We start from the raw sequence: 15424 nt of genomic DNA on the forward strand, positions 1-15424 counted from the left end.
GGTTCGGCACCGGCCCTCTCCCCCACCCGACCTCCCACGAGTGTACCCTGATGGGTGGTCGGGTGGGGGAGAGGGCCGGTGCCGAACGATCTGAAACGGTAGTTTCAGATCAGACTTCAAGCACCTCGCCGCGTGGCGCGCCACACAGGCGCCACGCGGCGACCGTGCCGTAGATCGCGGTCAAGGCTGCCAATCCGGCCAGATAGCCCGTCACATCGCGCAGAGGCGCACCCATTTCGTTAAGCCGCACGAAGGTCTGCGCCCCGCATGTCGCCGGCGACAGATGCGCCAGTGCCGAGACCCAGCCCGGCATCGACGATAGCGGCCACGCCGCCCCCGCCAGGAAGAACAGCACGATCGAGGTGGGGATCAGCACCTGAAGCGCCCGCTCCGCGCTGTCGAACAGGCTGCCCAGCATCAGCCCCAGCCCGGTCACCGCAAAGGCAAAGAGCGGCACGGCAAGAGTCAATCCAGCCAGATTGCCTGCCCTCGGCACATCCTGAAACCAGAAGACCCAGCCGAAATAGAACGCCGCGCCGCAGCAGCCGATGGTCGCCAGCGCGGTCCAGGTGCCCAGGAAACCCGGCAATGACCAGCGCCCCTCCCCCCGCTTGCGACGATCGGCAGCGAGCATGGCGGTGCCGAACAGCAGCGTCTGCTGCAGGATGATCGCGGATACGGCCGGGAACACGTAATCGGCATAGCCCTCCCGCGTGTTGAACAGCGGGCGCGCCACGATCTCCACCGGCGCGCGCAAGTGCAGCCCCTGGGCGAGTGGGCCCAGCCGCTCCACCGCCACGGCCATGACCGCCGCTTGCACCGCACCGCCGATATCGCGCGCGCGGATCAGGTAGGTGCCGTTGACGAAGATGCCGATGCCACCGCCCGGCGCGCCCGTCAGCAGGCTGCGACTGAACCCGCGAGAGATCAGCAGGATGCCGTCCGCCTGCCGGTGGCGCACCATCCGCTCGGCGTCATCGGTGGACTGCGCCTGCGCGACGATGCGGACTTCGCGCGTGTCCGAAAGGTTGCGCGCCAGCGCGCGGGTGAGCGTGGAGTTCTCCTCGTCCACCAGCACCACCGGCAATTGCGTGGCGGTCTGGTGGGCATAGGGCGCGGGGTAGTAGAAGCCGTAGAGCACCACTGCGAGCAGGATGATCGAGGCCAAGGCGAACGTGGACAGCACTTCGCGAAAGACGCCGAGATAGGCTTTTCCGAAACTCATGCCTCCTCCTCCGGCCGCCGGAGCAGCAGCAGGACGAGCACCATCGGCACCACGACATAGAGCGAGAGCACGCCGATCTGCGGCAAGGCGACCGAAACCGGCGCCCCCAGGAACTGGTCCATCTGGAGCCGCAGATAATGCGTGAAAGGCAGCGCCGCGCTCCAGTTGCGGGCGAAGCCGGAGCCGCCGTCCAACGGCAGCGTGCCGCCCGAATAGGCCAGCGCCGATCCGGCGTAGAGCGCGCTGGCGGAAAATGCGAAGCTGGCCTTGCGCACGCCGATCACCAGCAGGAGGGAGATTGCCGCCGTGCCCGCGAACAGCAGGCCTTGCGCGAAGACGGTCAGCAACAGGCTGCCGTTCATCGCCCAGCCCCGCACGCCGCAGAGCCAGATCAGCCAGACCGCACCCCAGCATGTCAGCGCCACGAGATAGGGCGTGAGCTTGCCCAGCAGCGCGGCCAGCCCGCCCCCGGTTTCCTGTTTCCACGCGGCGAGCGATTTGCCGCGTAGCTCCCGCCCCATCGCCATCACCACCACGCAGGCGGTCAGCAGGTGGAGAACTGCGGGCTGGATCAGCGCCTGCAAGTACCATTCGAAGCTGGTCTGCGGGTTGAACAGCACCGTCGCCTGCACTTTGGGCGGGCTGATCCGCATCGCCGGAAGCCCGCGCGCCCGCAAGGCGTCGAGCCCCTTCTCCGCCAGCACCGCGCTGACTGCCGACTGGAGCGCGGATTCCGCACTACCGCCGATGGTGAGGAACGAGGCGTTGTAGAAGATCTGGATCGCGGGAGTGTCGGTGCGGGTGAGGCCTCTATCCACGCCCTCGGGGATCGACAGGATCGCCCAGACTTGCCCTGCCCGCGCCAGCCGTTCGGCCTCCGCCATCGATGTGGGCCGCGCGGCGATGGTGACGGCGGCCGAAGCGGAAACGGCGCGGACGATGGCGCGGCTGACGGTGCCGTTGCTCTGGTCCAGCACCGCCACCGGCAGTGCGCGTGGCACGGCGGCAATCAACATGGCGGCGACCACCGTGATCGCACAGGCCGGGAACAGCGTGAGCATGCCAAGGTCCCAGCCGTCGCGGCCGAGATGGGCAAGTTCACGCCGCAAGGCGCCGATGAAACGCCCGCTGAAGCCCATTACTGGGGCCAGTCGAACAGCACGCTCATGCCCGGCCGCAACCCCTGCACCGGCGCAGTGGGGCGCAGGCGGATTTCGAAGCTGCGCACGTCGAAACCGGAAGACTGGCGCGTCGCCCGCCACGTCGCGAAATCGCCCTGCGGGCTGATGTAGCTGACGCGGAACGTCGCCACCTTCCCGCCCAGTGCCGGTATCTTGCCGTTCAGCACTTTGCCCTTGGCGAGGCCATGAAACTGGTCCTCACGCAAGTTCAGCGAGACCCAGGGATGGGCCACATCGATGATCTGGAACACCGGCACGGCGGGGCCGACGATCTCACCAGGTTCGGCCAGTTTACGCGTCACTTCGCCATCGATGGGGGCGACCAGCCGCTTTTCGCTGCCGAGCGCATCGGCGATCGAGACGCCACCCTGCGCCACTTGCACTTGCGCGGCGGCGGCAGCCTTTTCCTCCACCCGCGCGCCGGACTGGGCCTTCAGGTATTGCAGCTTCGCCGCTTCCGCCTGCCGGGCGCTGGCATCGCGCGCGGCATGGGCCTCATCCCGCCGCTGAGCCGCGATCACGCCTTCGGCATAGAGATTGTCCGCCCGGCGCGCGGACACGGCGGCAAGGTCCGCACCCGCCTGCGCCGCCTTCCACATCGATTTCAGCGATTCCACATCCTCTCGCCGTGCGCCGGCATCGGCCAGATCGCGCATGGCTTCCGCCCCTTTCAGCGCGCCTTCGGCCTGCTGTTTGCCCCCGTCGATCTCCGGGCTGGAGAGCGTGGCCATCAGCGTGCCCTTGCGGATCGGGTCGCCCTCCTCCGCCAGCAGCGTATCCACCCGCGCCAGCGCCTTGGTGGCGACGTTCACCTCGTCCGCATCGACCATGCCCTGCAATTGCTGCGGGCCGGGGCGGGATGCGACCCACAGGCCGATCGCCAGCAGCACCGCCACCAGCACCAGCCCGCCCACCAGCAGGCGGGATTTCACGGGCGATGGGCGCCCCGCCGCTTCGGTCAAGGATGTGCCGGTCTCTTCTGTCATGGAGCGGTTATCCTGTCGGGGCGGAGGACATAGGCGGGAAAGTCGGAACTGCGATTGCTGGCAGCCAGCAAGGCACTGAGCGCGATCACATATTCGTATGCGGTCGCAATGCGCTGGGTCTGCGCCACCGATAGCGCGGTGCGCGCGTCGATCAACTGGCTGGCGGTATCTTCGCCCTCACGAAAGCCCACTTCGTGGACGCGCAGGTTCTCCTCGGCCGCCTTGATATTGCTGTCCAGCAGCAGGAACGATCGCCGCGCGGTCTCGACAAGGTTGTAGGCGCGGCTGGTCTCGATCTCGATCGTCTTCCTGGTATCGTCCGCCGATTGCGCGGCGGAGCGCTGGCGGGCACGGGCGGCGTCCAGCGTGTCCTTGCGATCGATGTTGGAAAGCAAGGTGAAGCGCAGGCCCACGCCCGCGATCCAGTCCGGATCGATCGGAATCGCATCGCTGCGGTTGAAGTTGTAGGAACCGAAGGCATAGGCCTGCGGCCGCATTCGGGACTTGGCAAGGTCCACCCCGGAATCGGCCAGATGCTCGGCCGCTGCCGCCACCCGCATCTGCGGCTGGCCTTCGGAGGTGGCGCTGGCCAGGAAGTCCGCCAGCGGCTCCAACCCATTGGAATTGACGAACAGCGGCGTCGTCGGCCGCACGCCGCCATCAGCGTCCAGCAGGCGCGCCAGCGAGTCCGCCGCGTTGGCCTGCTCCATCGTCGCGCGCTCCACCGAACGCTGCGCGGCATCGCGCGCTACCTGCACTTCCAGCACGCGGGAGCGCGGAATGACACCTTCGCGGAACAGCGCCTGCGCGTTGGACAAGTGCTTGTCGAACGCATCGCGCGTCTGCGTGGCGGAAGTCAGCAGCGCGGCGGCCAGTTGCTCACCGAAATAGGCCTGCACCAGCTTCACTTGCGAAAGGTCCTGCGCGCCCGCCTGCTTGGCGCGGGCGAGTTCGGCGCCGGCCTCCGCCCCGTGCTGGATCGCCGGGATCGCGCCGCCGGAATAGAGCGGCATCACGGCGGTGACATTGGGCCGGATCACCGTCTGGCGCGCGGTATAGTCCAGCTCATCCGGGATGGCGGAAAGCAGGCCGGGCAGTGCCTGGCTCACCCGGCCGGTCACCTGCTCCACGATGGAGGAGAATTCGGCCGGAAACTGGCCCGGCAGGCCGCTGAGGAACTCGTTCGCCGAATTGCTGAAGCTGTCCTTCTGCCCGGTCAGATCCACCGAAAGCGTCTTCTGATACGTGATCACCGAGACGGATGTGGAGACCAGCGGCCGGTTCAGCGCCTTCAGCGAATGGGCCATCGCCTCCGCCGCGGTCACATCCTCCGAAGCGGCACCCAGCGCAGAGGAAACCTTGTCCAGCCGCCGCCGCGCCGCATCGAAGCTGAGAGTAATTGCCTCCCCCGAATTGGGATCGGAATTAACACCAGAATTGATCGGCCCATCTTGCTTAACAGCACTGGAAGCATCCGCGTCCTGCGCATGTAGTTCGGAAGGGTTCGCGGCCAGAAACGAAAGTAGTCCCGCCCCGAAAATGACCGTTCGATTACGAATTCCCGAGGCGACCATCCTGTTCCACCGGAGAATGTGCTTCGTAATGGTTTGCACATTTCCCCTTGAACCGAAAGACATTTCGTTCAATGTTCCGCCCGTGGTTGGGGGAACCGAATCGCGAAGTATCGCGAATGCATGGAGGTGCCCGACTTTGACACGTCTCCGAACAGATGAGCTTCAATAGACGATCGCTACTTTGCGATCGTGCAATGACGTTTTCAAACAATACTGTTTAAATTCTTCGGTCCGGAGGGTGTCGAGCACGTCTGGTCGTATCCACTCGTCGTAATCGCTCGCCCTCTTCATGCCAGATGGCCCGGATCGCAAGATTGAGGAGCCCAATCCAATGGTATCACGTTCGAGCCTGAGGCTGGCCATGCGCGCCCTGCTGGTGCGCGAGGATTTCGAGGATGTCTCCGCCCCTGGCCGCGCCCTGACCGCGCTGGTGGAGGAACTGGACCGGCGCGAGATCGAGGTGATCGTCTCGGATCACGTGGAAGACGCCGTTGCGGTCGTTTCCACCGATCCCTCGATCCAGTGCCTGCTGCTCGACTGGGACCTTGGCACGGACGAAAACCACGAAGAAGCGCACCGTGTGCTGGACGCCATGCGCGAATTCAATGCCGACGTGCCGATCTTCCTGCTGGCCGACCGATCGGCCGCGTCGGTGATCCCGGTCGACGCGATGACCAAGGCGGACGATTTCGTCTGGCTGCTGGAAGACACCACCGATTTCATCGGCGGCCGCATCCGCGCCGCGATCGAGCGCTATCGCTCCACCGTGCTGCCGCCGATGTTCGGCGCGCTGGTGAAGTTCGCGCAGACCTACGAATATTCGTGGCACACCCCCGGCCATACCGGCGGCACCGCCTTCCTCACCTCCCCCGCGGGCCGCGCCTTCTTCGAGTTTTTCGGGGAAAGCCTGTTCCGGTCGGACCTGTCGATCTCGGTCGGCGATCTGGGTTCGCTGCTCGATCACTCCGGCCCGATCGGCGCGGGTGAGCGCTATGCGGCGGGCGTCTTCGGCGCGGATCGCACCTATTACGTCACCAACGGCTCCTCCACATCGAACCGCGTGATCCTGATGGCCTCTGTCACGCGCGATCAGGTGGCGCTGTGCGATCGCAACTGCCACAAGTCGGTCGAGCACGCGATGACGCTTTCCGGCGCGATTCCGTGCTACCTGATGCCCACGCGCAATGCGCTGGGCATCATCGGCCCGATCCCGCCCGAGCATCTGACGCCCGCGCACTTGCGCCTGCTGGTGGCGGACAATCCGCTGGCGCCCGAAGGGGCCAAGCCGGTGCATGCGGTCATCACCAATTCGACCTACGACGGCCTCTGCTACAACGTCGCCCGGGTCGAGGAACTGCTGGGCGACACCGTGGACCGCCTGCATTTCGACGAGGCGTGGTACGGCTATGCCCGCTTCAACCCGATCTACCGCGAACGCTTCGGCATGCACGGCGATCCGGAAACGCGCGACAAGTCCAAGCCCACCGTCTTCGCCACGCAATCGACGCACAAGCTGCTGGCGGCGCTGTCTCAGGCCTCGATGATCCATGTGCGCGACGGGCGCAATCCGATCGACCATGCGCGCTTCAACGAGGCGTTCATGATGCACGCCTCCACATCGCCCTGCTATCCGATCATCGCGTCCAACGACGTTTCCGCCGCGATGATGGAAAGCTCCGGCGAGCATCTGACCGATGTGTCGATCCGTGAGGCGGTGGCCTTCCGCCAGATGATCGCCCGCCTCAATGCCGAAAGCGCGGACGACAACGCCTGGTTCTTCGACATCTGGCAGCCGGACGAAGTGAACGACGCGCGCGGCCGCACCGTGCCCTTCCACGAATGCGATCCGGAGCATCTGGCCACCGATCCCACCTGCTGGCAACTGGTGCCCAATGCCGAATGGCACGGCTTCGGAGAGATCGAGCCGGGCTATTGCATGCTCGATCCCATCAAGGTTTCGGTGCTCACGCCGGGCATGGATCCGGACGGCAGCTTGCGCGCGGTGGGCATCCCCGCCAGCATCCTCACCTCCTACCTTGGCGCGCGCGGGATCGTGGTGGAGAAGACCACGGACTTCACCGTCCTCTTCCTGTTCTCGCTGGGCGTGACCAAGGGCAAGTGGGGCACGCTGGTCAACGCCCTGCTGGACTTCCGCAAGGATTACGACGCCAACGTCTCGCTGGAGCGCACGATCCCCTCGCTCGTCGCCGACTATCCGGATCGCTATTCCGGCATGGGCCTGCGCGAACTGGCGGACCTGATGTTCGCGGCGATGGGCGACCTCAAGACCACCGCCACGATGTCCGAAGCCTTCGGCATCCTGCCCAAGCCCGACATGAGCCCGGTTTCCGCCTATGAGGAACTGGTGCGCGGCAATATCGAGAAGGTGACGTTGGACGGCCTGGCCGGGCGCACCCTCGCCACCGGCATCGTGCCCTATCCGCCGGGCATCCCGCTGCTGATGCCGGGCGAGAATGCCGGCCCCGCCAAGGGCGCGCTGATCGGATACTTGCGCGCGCTGGAACACTACGACCTGCGGTTCCCGGGCTTCGGCCACGATACCCACGGCGTCGAAGTGGAGGACGGGGTCTACAACGTTCTCGTCGTCAAGAAGTCCTGAGGGGAGACCAAAAATGGCAACAGCAGCGGCCGATGACGGCGGCAACAAGATCGGACTCGTTCCCGCCACCTTGATGGTGGCGGGCAACATGATGGGATCGGGCGTGTTCATGCTGCCCGCCAACCTTTCGGCCATCGGATCGATCGCGCTGATCGGCTGGCTGCTGACCGTGGTGGGCGCGGTGGCGCTGGCACTGGTCTTCGCCAAGCTGTCCGCCATCGATCCGGCCGCGGGCGGCCCCTACGCCTACGCCCGCAAGGCCTATGGCGACTACATGGGATACCAGACCAACCTGATCTACTGGCTGGCCAACGTGGTGGGCAACGTGGCGCTGGCCGTCGCGGGCCTTGGCTATCTCTCCCACTTCTTCCCGGCGCTGAAAGTGCCGATCGTGATGGCCTTCGGGTCCATCGCGATCATCTGGTTCTTCGCCTATGCCAACATTCTGGGTCCGAAAGTGGTGGGACGGCTGCAGAGCTTCACCACCGTCTTCGCACTGGTGCCGATCTTCGGCATGGCGCTGTTCGGCTGGTTCTGGTTCAACCCGCAAACCTTCTCCTCCGCCTGGAACGTCTCCGGCCAATCCAGCCCGAACGCGGTGATGGCCACGCTGACCTTCACGCTTTGGGCCTTCATCGGGGTGGAAAGCGCCTCGGTCTCCGCAGGCGTCGTCGCCAATCCTTCGCGCAACGTGCCGATCGCGACGGTGGGCGGGGTGGTGCTCGCCTCGGTGGCCTATGTGCTCAGTTCCTCGGTCATCATGGGCATGATCCCGAACAAGGAACTGGTCGCCTCCTCCGCGCCCTTTGCCGACGCGGCAAGGCTGGCGCTGGGCGATTTCGCCGGCAGCGCCGTGGCGCTCTGCGCGGCGGTGGGCTGTCTCGGCTCTCTGGCGGGTTGGACCCTGCTGGTCGGCCAGTCGGCCAAGGCGGCAGCGGACGACGGGCTGTTCCCCGGCATCTTCGCCAAGGTGAACAAGCGCGGCGTGCCTTCGCTCGGCCTTGTGATCGTGGCCGTCATCATGAGCGTGCAAGTGCTCGCCACGATGTCGCCCACGGCCAGCCAGCAGTTCGGCAAGATCGCCTCGATCGCCGTGATCATGACGCTGCTGCCCTACATCTACTCCTGCATCGCGATAAAGGTGCTGGGCTATGGCAAGATGCCGCACGGCCAGTACACCTTCTTCGTGGCAGCGGGCCTGGCAGGCGCGATCTATTGCATGATCGCGCTGGTCGGATCGGACGGCGAGCAGACGCGCTGGTCGCTGATCTTCGTGATCGCCACCATCGTGTTCTACTCCGCATCGATCACCCGCAAGCGCGATCTGGATGAAAAGCACATCCATCCGGGTGGCAAGGCCCCGGTCTGGGTGCGCTATCTGGCGCTGGGGGTCACCGTGGTTGCCCTGGTCGTGATGTTCTGGCTATCGGTCGGCCGGCACAACGACCTCGACCTCCATTCGCGCGCGCAAGCACCGACAGAGGCGGGTGAGACCGCGCAGCAGATGGCGCCATCTGGGGCGAATTGAGGGCCGGCGCCCAATAGAGGAACGACGAGACGATGCACTGGCGAGAAATGCGCGAAGACGACGTGGCTCACGTGGCGGACGTGGCGGACATGGTCCACCTCGACTACCCCGAGAATCCGCAAGTCTTCGCCGCCTGCTTCCGGCATTACCCTTCCGGCTGCCACGTGCTGGAAGGGGATGACGGAAAGGTTGCCGGCTACCTCGTCTCGCACCCCGGACGGCAGGATCGGCCGCCGGTCATCAATCAGCCGATGTCCGGCCTGGCCGAGCCGTTCGACTGTTACTTCCTGCACGACCTTGCCCTTGGCGCCTCCACCCGCGGGCGGGGTTTCGCGGGCGAGGCGGTGCGGATCGCGCTGGACGAGGCAAAGGCGCGCGGGCTCAGCCGCGTGGTGCTGATCGCCGTGGGGGATGCTCACGGCTTCTGGGAGAAGCAGGGCTTCGGGTTGCTCGGCGACGGGCTGCTCGATCCGGCCAAGGGCTACGGCCCTGAAGCAAGGATGCTCGTGCGCCCTATCTGAAGGGGGTTATGCATGATCCACTCTTCCGGCCGGAGCCTGGCTCTGGCCTGCGCGGCGGCCTCTGCGGCCGTCGCACTGCCCGCCAAAGCGCAGGATAACGCAGACGTTGCCGCGCTGCGCGGCGAAGTGGCCGACCTGAAGGCCACGGTCGATGCCCTGAAGGCCGAGATCGCGGCGATGAAGCAGGACCGCGCGGCTCCGGCTCAAGCCGCCGCCGCAACGCCTGCGCCCGTCTCGGCTCCGGCTGCCGCTGCCACCGCGCCCGGCACGGTCACCGCGTCCGGCCGCACGCCCGCCGCGCCATTGGAAACCCCGCCGGCCCCGCCTGCCCATCTCGACAGCGCGCAAGTCGCCAGCGCCGCCAGCAATCTGGGCGTCACCGCCTCTCCGCTGCCGGGCCGCGACACCATCGGCGATCGCATCACCGGCGCCTCCCGCCCGGACAACCAGAGCCCGCCGAACGATCCCGATCTCAAGGGCTTCATCCCGATCCCCGGCACCGAGACCGCCGTGCGCATCGGCGGCTTCGCCAAAGTGGACCTGATCTACGATCCCAAGACCGCCGGCGGCGACCGCGACGAGTTCGCCGTGCCGGAAATCCCCTTCGGCACCCGCAATCGCAACCGCGCCGACGTCAGCGCCCGTGCCACTCGCTTCAGCCTGGAAGTGCGCCGCCCGTCCACGCTGGGCAACCTGCGTTTCTATGTCGAGAACGACTTCTACGGGGACGGCACCAGCTACAACTTCCACCTCAACCACGCCTATGGGCAAGTGGGGAACACCTACGGCGGCTATGGCTATTCGGCGCTGGTCGACGCGGATTCGCTGCCCGACACGCTGGATAACTGGGGGCCCGGCGGCGCCGTATTCCTGCGCACCGCCTCGGTCCGCCAATCGTTCAAGGTGGCCACCAACACCCACCTGACGCTCTCGCTGGAACAACCCAATTCCGACCTGGCACTGGCTGACGACCAGACAACCGCCGAAACCATGCCCGACGTGGTGCTGGTCGCCCGGTACGAGGATGCCAAGGGCCACCTGCAACTGGGCGGTGTGGTGCGCCGCATCGGCTATCGCCTGACCGACCCTGTCGAGGGTGAGCGCAGCGGCGCGGACGCCACCGGTTTCGCGCTCTCCGCCTCCGGCTCGCTCTCACTATTCGGGCAGGATTCGATAGCGCTCGGCGGCACCTGGGGCAAGGGCGCGACGCACTACGTCAACGACATCAACGGCTATGGCCTGGACGCCGCGCTGCGCTCCGACGGCTCGCTGCGGCTGGTGGAGCACGTCGGCGGCTTCGGCGCCTACACGCACTACTGGACGAACAAGGTGCGCTCCAACTTCGTCTACAGCGCGCTGTCGATCCGCGATGGCGGGCTGCTGCCGGCGGACGATTTCTCCAGCAGCCAGTACGGCGCGGTGAACGTGATCTGGGCGCCGGCCACTTCGTTCTCGGTCGGTCTGGAGGGCCTGTGGGGGCGGCTGGAGCGACAGGACGGCTCCTCTCGCGATGCGAGCCGGATCCAGGCCTCGATCAAGTACGATTTCGTGCGGTGAAGCTTCCTGGCAGGGGGAGTAACTGCTGGTTGCCTCGTGGCCCTTCGCTTGCTTCGAGAGATCGACTTTTCGATAAATAACCCCGTCATCCCCGCGAAGGCGGGGATCCCGCTTGTCTTGCGCCACGGCAAGAGGTTGAAGAAGAAAGCGGGGCCCCCGCATTCGCGAGGGCGACGAGGTTTATTGTTTAGGCGTAAATTTCGATTTCCGGCTGAGACTGGAACTCAACCGCCAACCTGCTCCGCCGCGCGTCTAGCCGCCTGCGCCACGCTGAACGTCGAACCCTCCGCCAGCACATCGCATCCGGCCGCCGCCAGTACATCCCGCACCCGATCATGCGCGCGGGCGAGAATCACGTGCTTGCCGGCCTTGTCCATGCTCTGCGCGAACTCGGCGACGACTTCGATGGCGGTGCTGTCCAGATCGTTGCTCTCCTCCAGACTCAGCACGATCACCCGCGCGGTGCTGGCCCGCGCGCGGCGGGCGATGGCGCCCAGCACCGTCTCGGCATTGGCGAAGACAAGCTGGCCGTTGGGGCGATAAATCGCCACGCCGGGCACCGGATGGGCATCGACGTGGCGTGCCAGATCGACGAATTCGTGCCCGTCGCCCAACTGGCCGAGTTCGCTGATCGACGGGTTCGCCAGTTCGTAGAGCAAGTGCATGATCGACAGCAGCACGGCCAGCAGCATGCCGTTGAGCACTCCAAAGGCCAGCACCCCGGCGACGGCGGCCATGGCCACCCAATGATCGCGGCGAATGCGGAAAAGGTGCAGCAGCGGGCCCGGCGTCAGCGCATGGGTCAGCGCGGCGATGACGATGGCGGCCAGCATCGGCTGCGGAATGCGCGCGATCCAGCCGGAGGCGAACAGCGCCATCGCCAGCAGTGCAAGGCTCGCCGCCGTCGCCGCCCAGCGGCTGGTGGCGCCCGCCGCCTCGTTGGCCGATCCCGCCGAGAAGCCCGCACCTACCGGCATGCCCTGAACCAGCGCGGAGGCGAGATTGGCGGCGCCCAGCGCGGCCAGTTCGCGATCGGCGGAGAGCGTGTCGCCATGGCGCAGCGCCAGCGTACGCATGGTGCCCCAGCTTTCGGCAAAAAGGATCAGCGCGATCGGCGCGGCCAACTGGACCAGCCGTGCGAAGGCGGTTGTGGAGGACGGCCACGTGCTGTCCGGCCAGCCAAGGCCGACCGGCCCCGCCGTGGCAATGCCGTGCGCGGGCAGGTTCACTGCCGCGCCCAGCGCGATGGCCAGGGCGAGCACGATCAGCGCGCCCGGCACCTGTGGCGCCCGGCGCAGCGCCAGCAAAAGGGCCAGGGTCGCCACGCCAAGCAGACAACTGGCCGGGTGCCATTCCGCCACGCGCATGCCTAGCGAGCCCAGCACCGTGAAGATCGTGCCCGAAGGCGCCGCGATACCCGCTATCGCCGGCAACTGCCGCACGATGATGGTGATCGCCAGCCCAAAGGCGAAACCGCGCAGTACCGGGCGGGAGACGAACCCGGCCAGACTGCCCAGCCGCAGCAGCGAGAGCAGCAGGAAGATCAGCCCGGTCATCCCCACCAGCACCGTCGCCAGCCCTTCGCGCGCCGGGCCGGTGGCAGAGAGGCTGGCCAGCGTCGCCGCCAGGATCGCGGCGGCGGATGAAGTGGGGGAGACCACCGCGAACCGGCTGCGACCGACCAGCACATAGGCGAGCCCGCCCGCGATCGCCGCCGCCAGCGCGCGGCCGGGTGCAAGGCCGGCGATCTCCGCATAGGCCACGCTTTCCGGCAGGATCAGCCCGGCCATGGCAAGGCCGGTCAATCCATCGCGCCAGACGGGTTTGGTCATCGCGGAACCGGGCCTTTCATCGCTCTTCCAAACCTTCGTCTTAACCCGTTGCGGCGGCGGAATACATCACGCTTCATGTGCATGGGTGGACTTGTCGAGATGCGGCCGATGCCCGGTCATCCGCAAGTAGAAGCGCGAGAAGTATGACGGGTCCGAAAAGCCCAGCTCGTTGGACACCTGCACCACGCTGGCATTGGCGAAGCACAGCAGCCGCTGCGCCTCCAGCGCGAGGCGGGCGTGCAGCAGGTCCTGCGGCGTGCAGTCCAGCCGCGCGCGAGTAAGCCGGGTGAGCGTGCGCGTGGTCATGCCCAGCCGCTCCGCATACCAGCCCACCGGCAATTGGTCCCGAAAGTGCAGTTCCACCAGATGGCGCAGATGCGAAATGCGCTGGTCGCCGCCGCCATCGTCGGCCGCTTCCTCTTCCGGCAGCAGCGAGCGCAGCAGCGCCTCCGCCATGGCCAGGAACAATGCGTTTGGCCGCCGCCAGTCCTGCGGGACGCCCAGCATTTCGGCGCAGAGAAACTCCACCCGTTCCAGCACCTCCGGCGGGGTCGGCGCGAAGCAGCCATGGGTGGCGGCGTGAAGCAGCGGATCGCCCGGGCCGCTGCGCCGTTCCGCGAAAGCGCTGCTGAGCATCAGGACATAGCCCACCGTCTCCGGCCGAAAGCGGAAGCCGTGGATGCTGCCGCTGGGGATCACGATGTGGCAGGGCGCCTCCAAAGTCTCGGTCGTATCGTCGATGGTGAGCGTCACCTGTCCCTTCGATACCAGCATCACCTGCACGCCGCGGACATGGCGATGCGGGGCAATTTCCCAATCGTGCAAGGAACTTCGCGCCGCAATCGTCTCGATATGTCCGAATTCGGCGGGGCTTTCCGGCATATCCTCGCCGTAGAGAACATAGCTGGGAATGGGGCGCGGGGCCGATGTGGGGGTGGGCATGACGAGTCTCGGGTATGTCCTGAAAGTACCGGAACAATGGCCGTCCGGTGCATTCCGCCAGAACCGCCCTGGTGTCAATCCAAGAACAAGTATTGCCCAAGGGCAAGTATTGCGGCGCCCGAAGCAGGACGCCCGATCGGGAGATGGATCTATGCGTACCCAAGTCGCCATCATCGGCGCAGGCCCTGCCGGCCTGCTTCTCGGCCACCTGCTGCGTGCCGATGGCATCGACTGCGTCGTCCTCGAACGCCAGACCGGTGACTACGTGCTCTCGCGCATTCGTGCCGGCGTGCTGGAACAGGGCACCGTGGCGCTGATGGAGCGCCTCGGCCTCGATGCCCGCATGAAGGTCGAGGGCCTGCCGCACGATGGCTTCAACCTTGCCGATGGCGAGCGCCTGATCCGCATCGACATCAAGGCGCTGACCGGCAAGCAGGTCATGGTCTACGGCCAGACCGAACTGACGCGCGACCTGATGGAAGCCACCGAAGAGCGCGGGCTTGAAGTGATCTATCAGGCGGCCGACGTCGCACTGCACGATATCGAGAGCGACGCGCCCTTCGTCACCTACACCAAGGATGGCGCCGAGCACCGCATCGACGCGCGCTTCATCGTCGGCTGCGACGGTTTCCACGGCCCCTCGCGCGCAGCGATCCCGGCGAGCGTCGGACAGACGTTCGAGCGCGTCTATCCGTTCGGCTGGCTGGGCATCCTGGCCGATGTGCCGCCGTGCAACCACGAACTGATCTACGCGCACCACGAACGCGGCTTCGCGCTCGCCTCGCAGCGCAGCCACACGCGCAGCCGCTACTACGTGGACGTGCCGCTGACCGAGAAGCTGGAAGACTGGAGCGACGACCGCATCTGGGATGAGCTGTCGATCCGCCTCGGCCCCGATGCCGCCGCGCATATCACGCGCGGTCCCTCGATCGAAAAGTCGATCGCCCCGCTGCGCTCCTTCGTGTTCGAGCCGATGCGCCACGGCAGCCTGATGCTCTGTGGCGACGCCGCGCACATCGTGCCGCCCACCGGCGCCAAGGGCCTGAACCTTGCCGCCAGCGACGTCTATTACGCCTGCGAGGCGCTGACCGGGTTCTTCAAGCGGGCCGATAACGACGCCATCGTTGGCTACTCCGCCAAGGCGCTGCGCCGCGTCTGGGCATCGGAGCGGTTCAGCTGGTCGCTGACCAAGCTGATGCACCGCTTCCCGGAGGACGGGCCGTTCGAACGCCGCATGCAGCTGGCGGAACTGGACTACATCGCGTCGAGCGAGCATGCGCGGCGGGTGATTGCCGAGAACTACGTGGGTCTGCCGGTTTAAGTTCGAGATTCCTGCTCGGTCGAAGGCTGAGCCTGTAGGTCCGAGCCCCAAGTCTGCACCACAACACTCGTCGCCCCCGCGTAGGCGGGGGCCCCGCTTTCCTTTGAGACGGTTGCGCGAAGGAAGAAGTAAGCGGG

The 15424-nt window shown here is 66.4% G+C and carries 11 protein-coding genes; 5 read left to right on the forward strand and 6 right to left on the reverse strand.

The window, feature by feature from the left end:
• Positions 1 to 109: 109 nt before the first annotated feature.
• From WBP07_RS10820 to WBP07_RS10835, 4 genes are read right to left on the reverse strand one after another with little or no spacing between them, the layout of a single operon-like run.
• A complete protein-coding gene (locus WBP07_RS10820; protein ID WP_395391062.1) occupies positions 110 to 1225 on the reverse strand; it encodes an ABC transporter permease in 1116 nt (371 codons plus the stop codon).
• A complete protein-coding gene (locus WBP07_RS10825; protein WP_395391063.1) occupies positions 1222 to 2364 on the reverse strand; it encodes an ABC transporter permease in 1143 nt (380 codons plus the stop codon). The genes WBP07_RS10820 and WBP07_RS10825 overlap by 4 nt, the downstream gene beginning before the upstream one ends.
• Positions 2364 to 3392: an HlyD family secretion protein gene (locus tag WBP07_RS10830; RefSeq protein WP_395391065.1), complete on the reverse strand. Its 1029-nt coding sequence runs from the start codon at positions 3390 to 3392 to the stop codon at positions 2364 to 2366. The genes WBP07_RS10825 and WBP07_RS10830 overlap by 1 nt, the downstream gene beginning before the upstream one ends.
• Positions 3389 to 4699 (reverse strand): TolC family protein, encoded by a 1311-nt coding sequence (locus tag WBP07_RS10835; protein ID WP_395391067.1) that lies wholly within the window; start codon positions 4697 to 4699, stop codon positions 3389 to 3391. Before WBP07_RS10835 ends, WBP07_RS10830 begins: the two co-directional genes overlap by 4 nt.
• Before the next feature lie 598 nt (positions 4700 to 5297).
• On the opposite strand from WBP07_RS10835, the gene WBP07_RS10840 reads away from it, so the two are divergent.
• The 4 genes from WBP07_RS10840 to WBP07_RS10855 are packed head-to-tail and all read left to right on the forward strand — an operon-like array spanning position 5298 to position 11192.
• On the forward strand, positions 5298 to 7586 hold the full coding sequence (locus tag WBP07_RS10840) for an Orn/Lys/Arg decarboxylase N-terminal domain-containing protein (protein WP_395391068.1): 2289 nt from the start codon (positions 5298 to 5300) through the stop codon (positions 7584 to 7586).
• A gap of 13 nt (positions 7587 to 7599) precedes the next feature.
• Positions 7600 to 9114 carry an arginine/agmatine antiporter gene (adiC, locus tag WBP07_RS10845; protein WP_395391069.1) on the forward strand — a complete coding sequence of 505 codons (1515 nt, stop codon included), beginning with the start codon at positions 7600 to 7602 and terminating at the stop codon, positions 9112 to 9114.
• 47 nt (positions 9115 to 9161) lie between these two features.
• Positions 9162 to 9635 carry a GNAT family N-acetyltransferase gene (locus WBP07_RS10850; protein WP_395391070.1) on the forward strand — a complete coding sequence of 158 codons (474 nt, stop codon included), beginning with the start codon at positions 9162 to 9164 and terminating at the stop codon, positions 9633 to 9635.
• A 12-nt stretch (positions 9636 to 9647) separates the two neighbouring features.
• Positions 9648 to 11192 carry a DcaP family trimeric outer membrane transporter gene (locus tag WBP07_RS10855; RefSeq protein WP_395391071.1) on the forward strand — a complete coding sequence of 515 codons (1545 nt, stop codon included), beginning with the start codon at positions 9648 to 9650 and terminating at the stop codon, positions 11190 to 11192.
• 224 nt (positions 11193 to 11416) lie between these two features.
• Here the strand turns inward: WBP07_RS10855 and WBP07_RS10860 are convergent, their stop codons facing one another.
• Both WBP07_RS10860 and WBP07_RS10865 read right to left on the reverse strand, forming a co-directional pair.
• A complete protein-coding gene (locus tag WBP07_RS10860; RefSeq protein WP_395391072.1) occupies positions 11417 to 13024 on the reverse strand; it encodes a SulP family inorganic anion transporter in 1608 nt (535 codons plus the stop codon).
• A gap of 66 nt (positions 13025 to 13090) precedes the next feature.
• Positions 13091 to 13966 (reverse strand): helix-turn-helix domain-containing protein, encoded by an 876-nt coding sequence (locus WBP07_RS10865; protein ID WP_395391073.1) that lies wholly within the window; start codon positions 13964 to 13966, stop codon positions 13091 to 13093.
• A gap of 151 nt (positions 13967 to 14117) precedes the next feature.
• Between WBP07_RS10865 and pobA the strand changes: the two genes are divergently transcribed.
• A complete protein-coding gene (gene pobA, locus WBP07_RS10870) occupies positions 14118 to 15287 on the forward strand; it encodes a 4-hydroxybenzoate 3-monooxygenase (RefSeq protein WP_395391074.1) in 1170 nt (389 codons plus the stop codon).
• The last annotated feature ends 137 nt before the right edge of the window (positions 15288 to 15424 follow it).

It is taken from the genome of Novosphingobium oxfordense, assembly GCF_044029435.1.
Lineage (GTDB): Bacteria > Pseudomonadota > Alphaproteobacteria > Sphingomonadales > Sphingomonadaceae > Novosphingobium.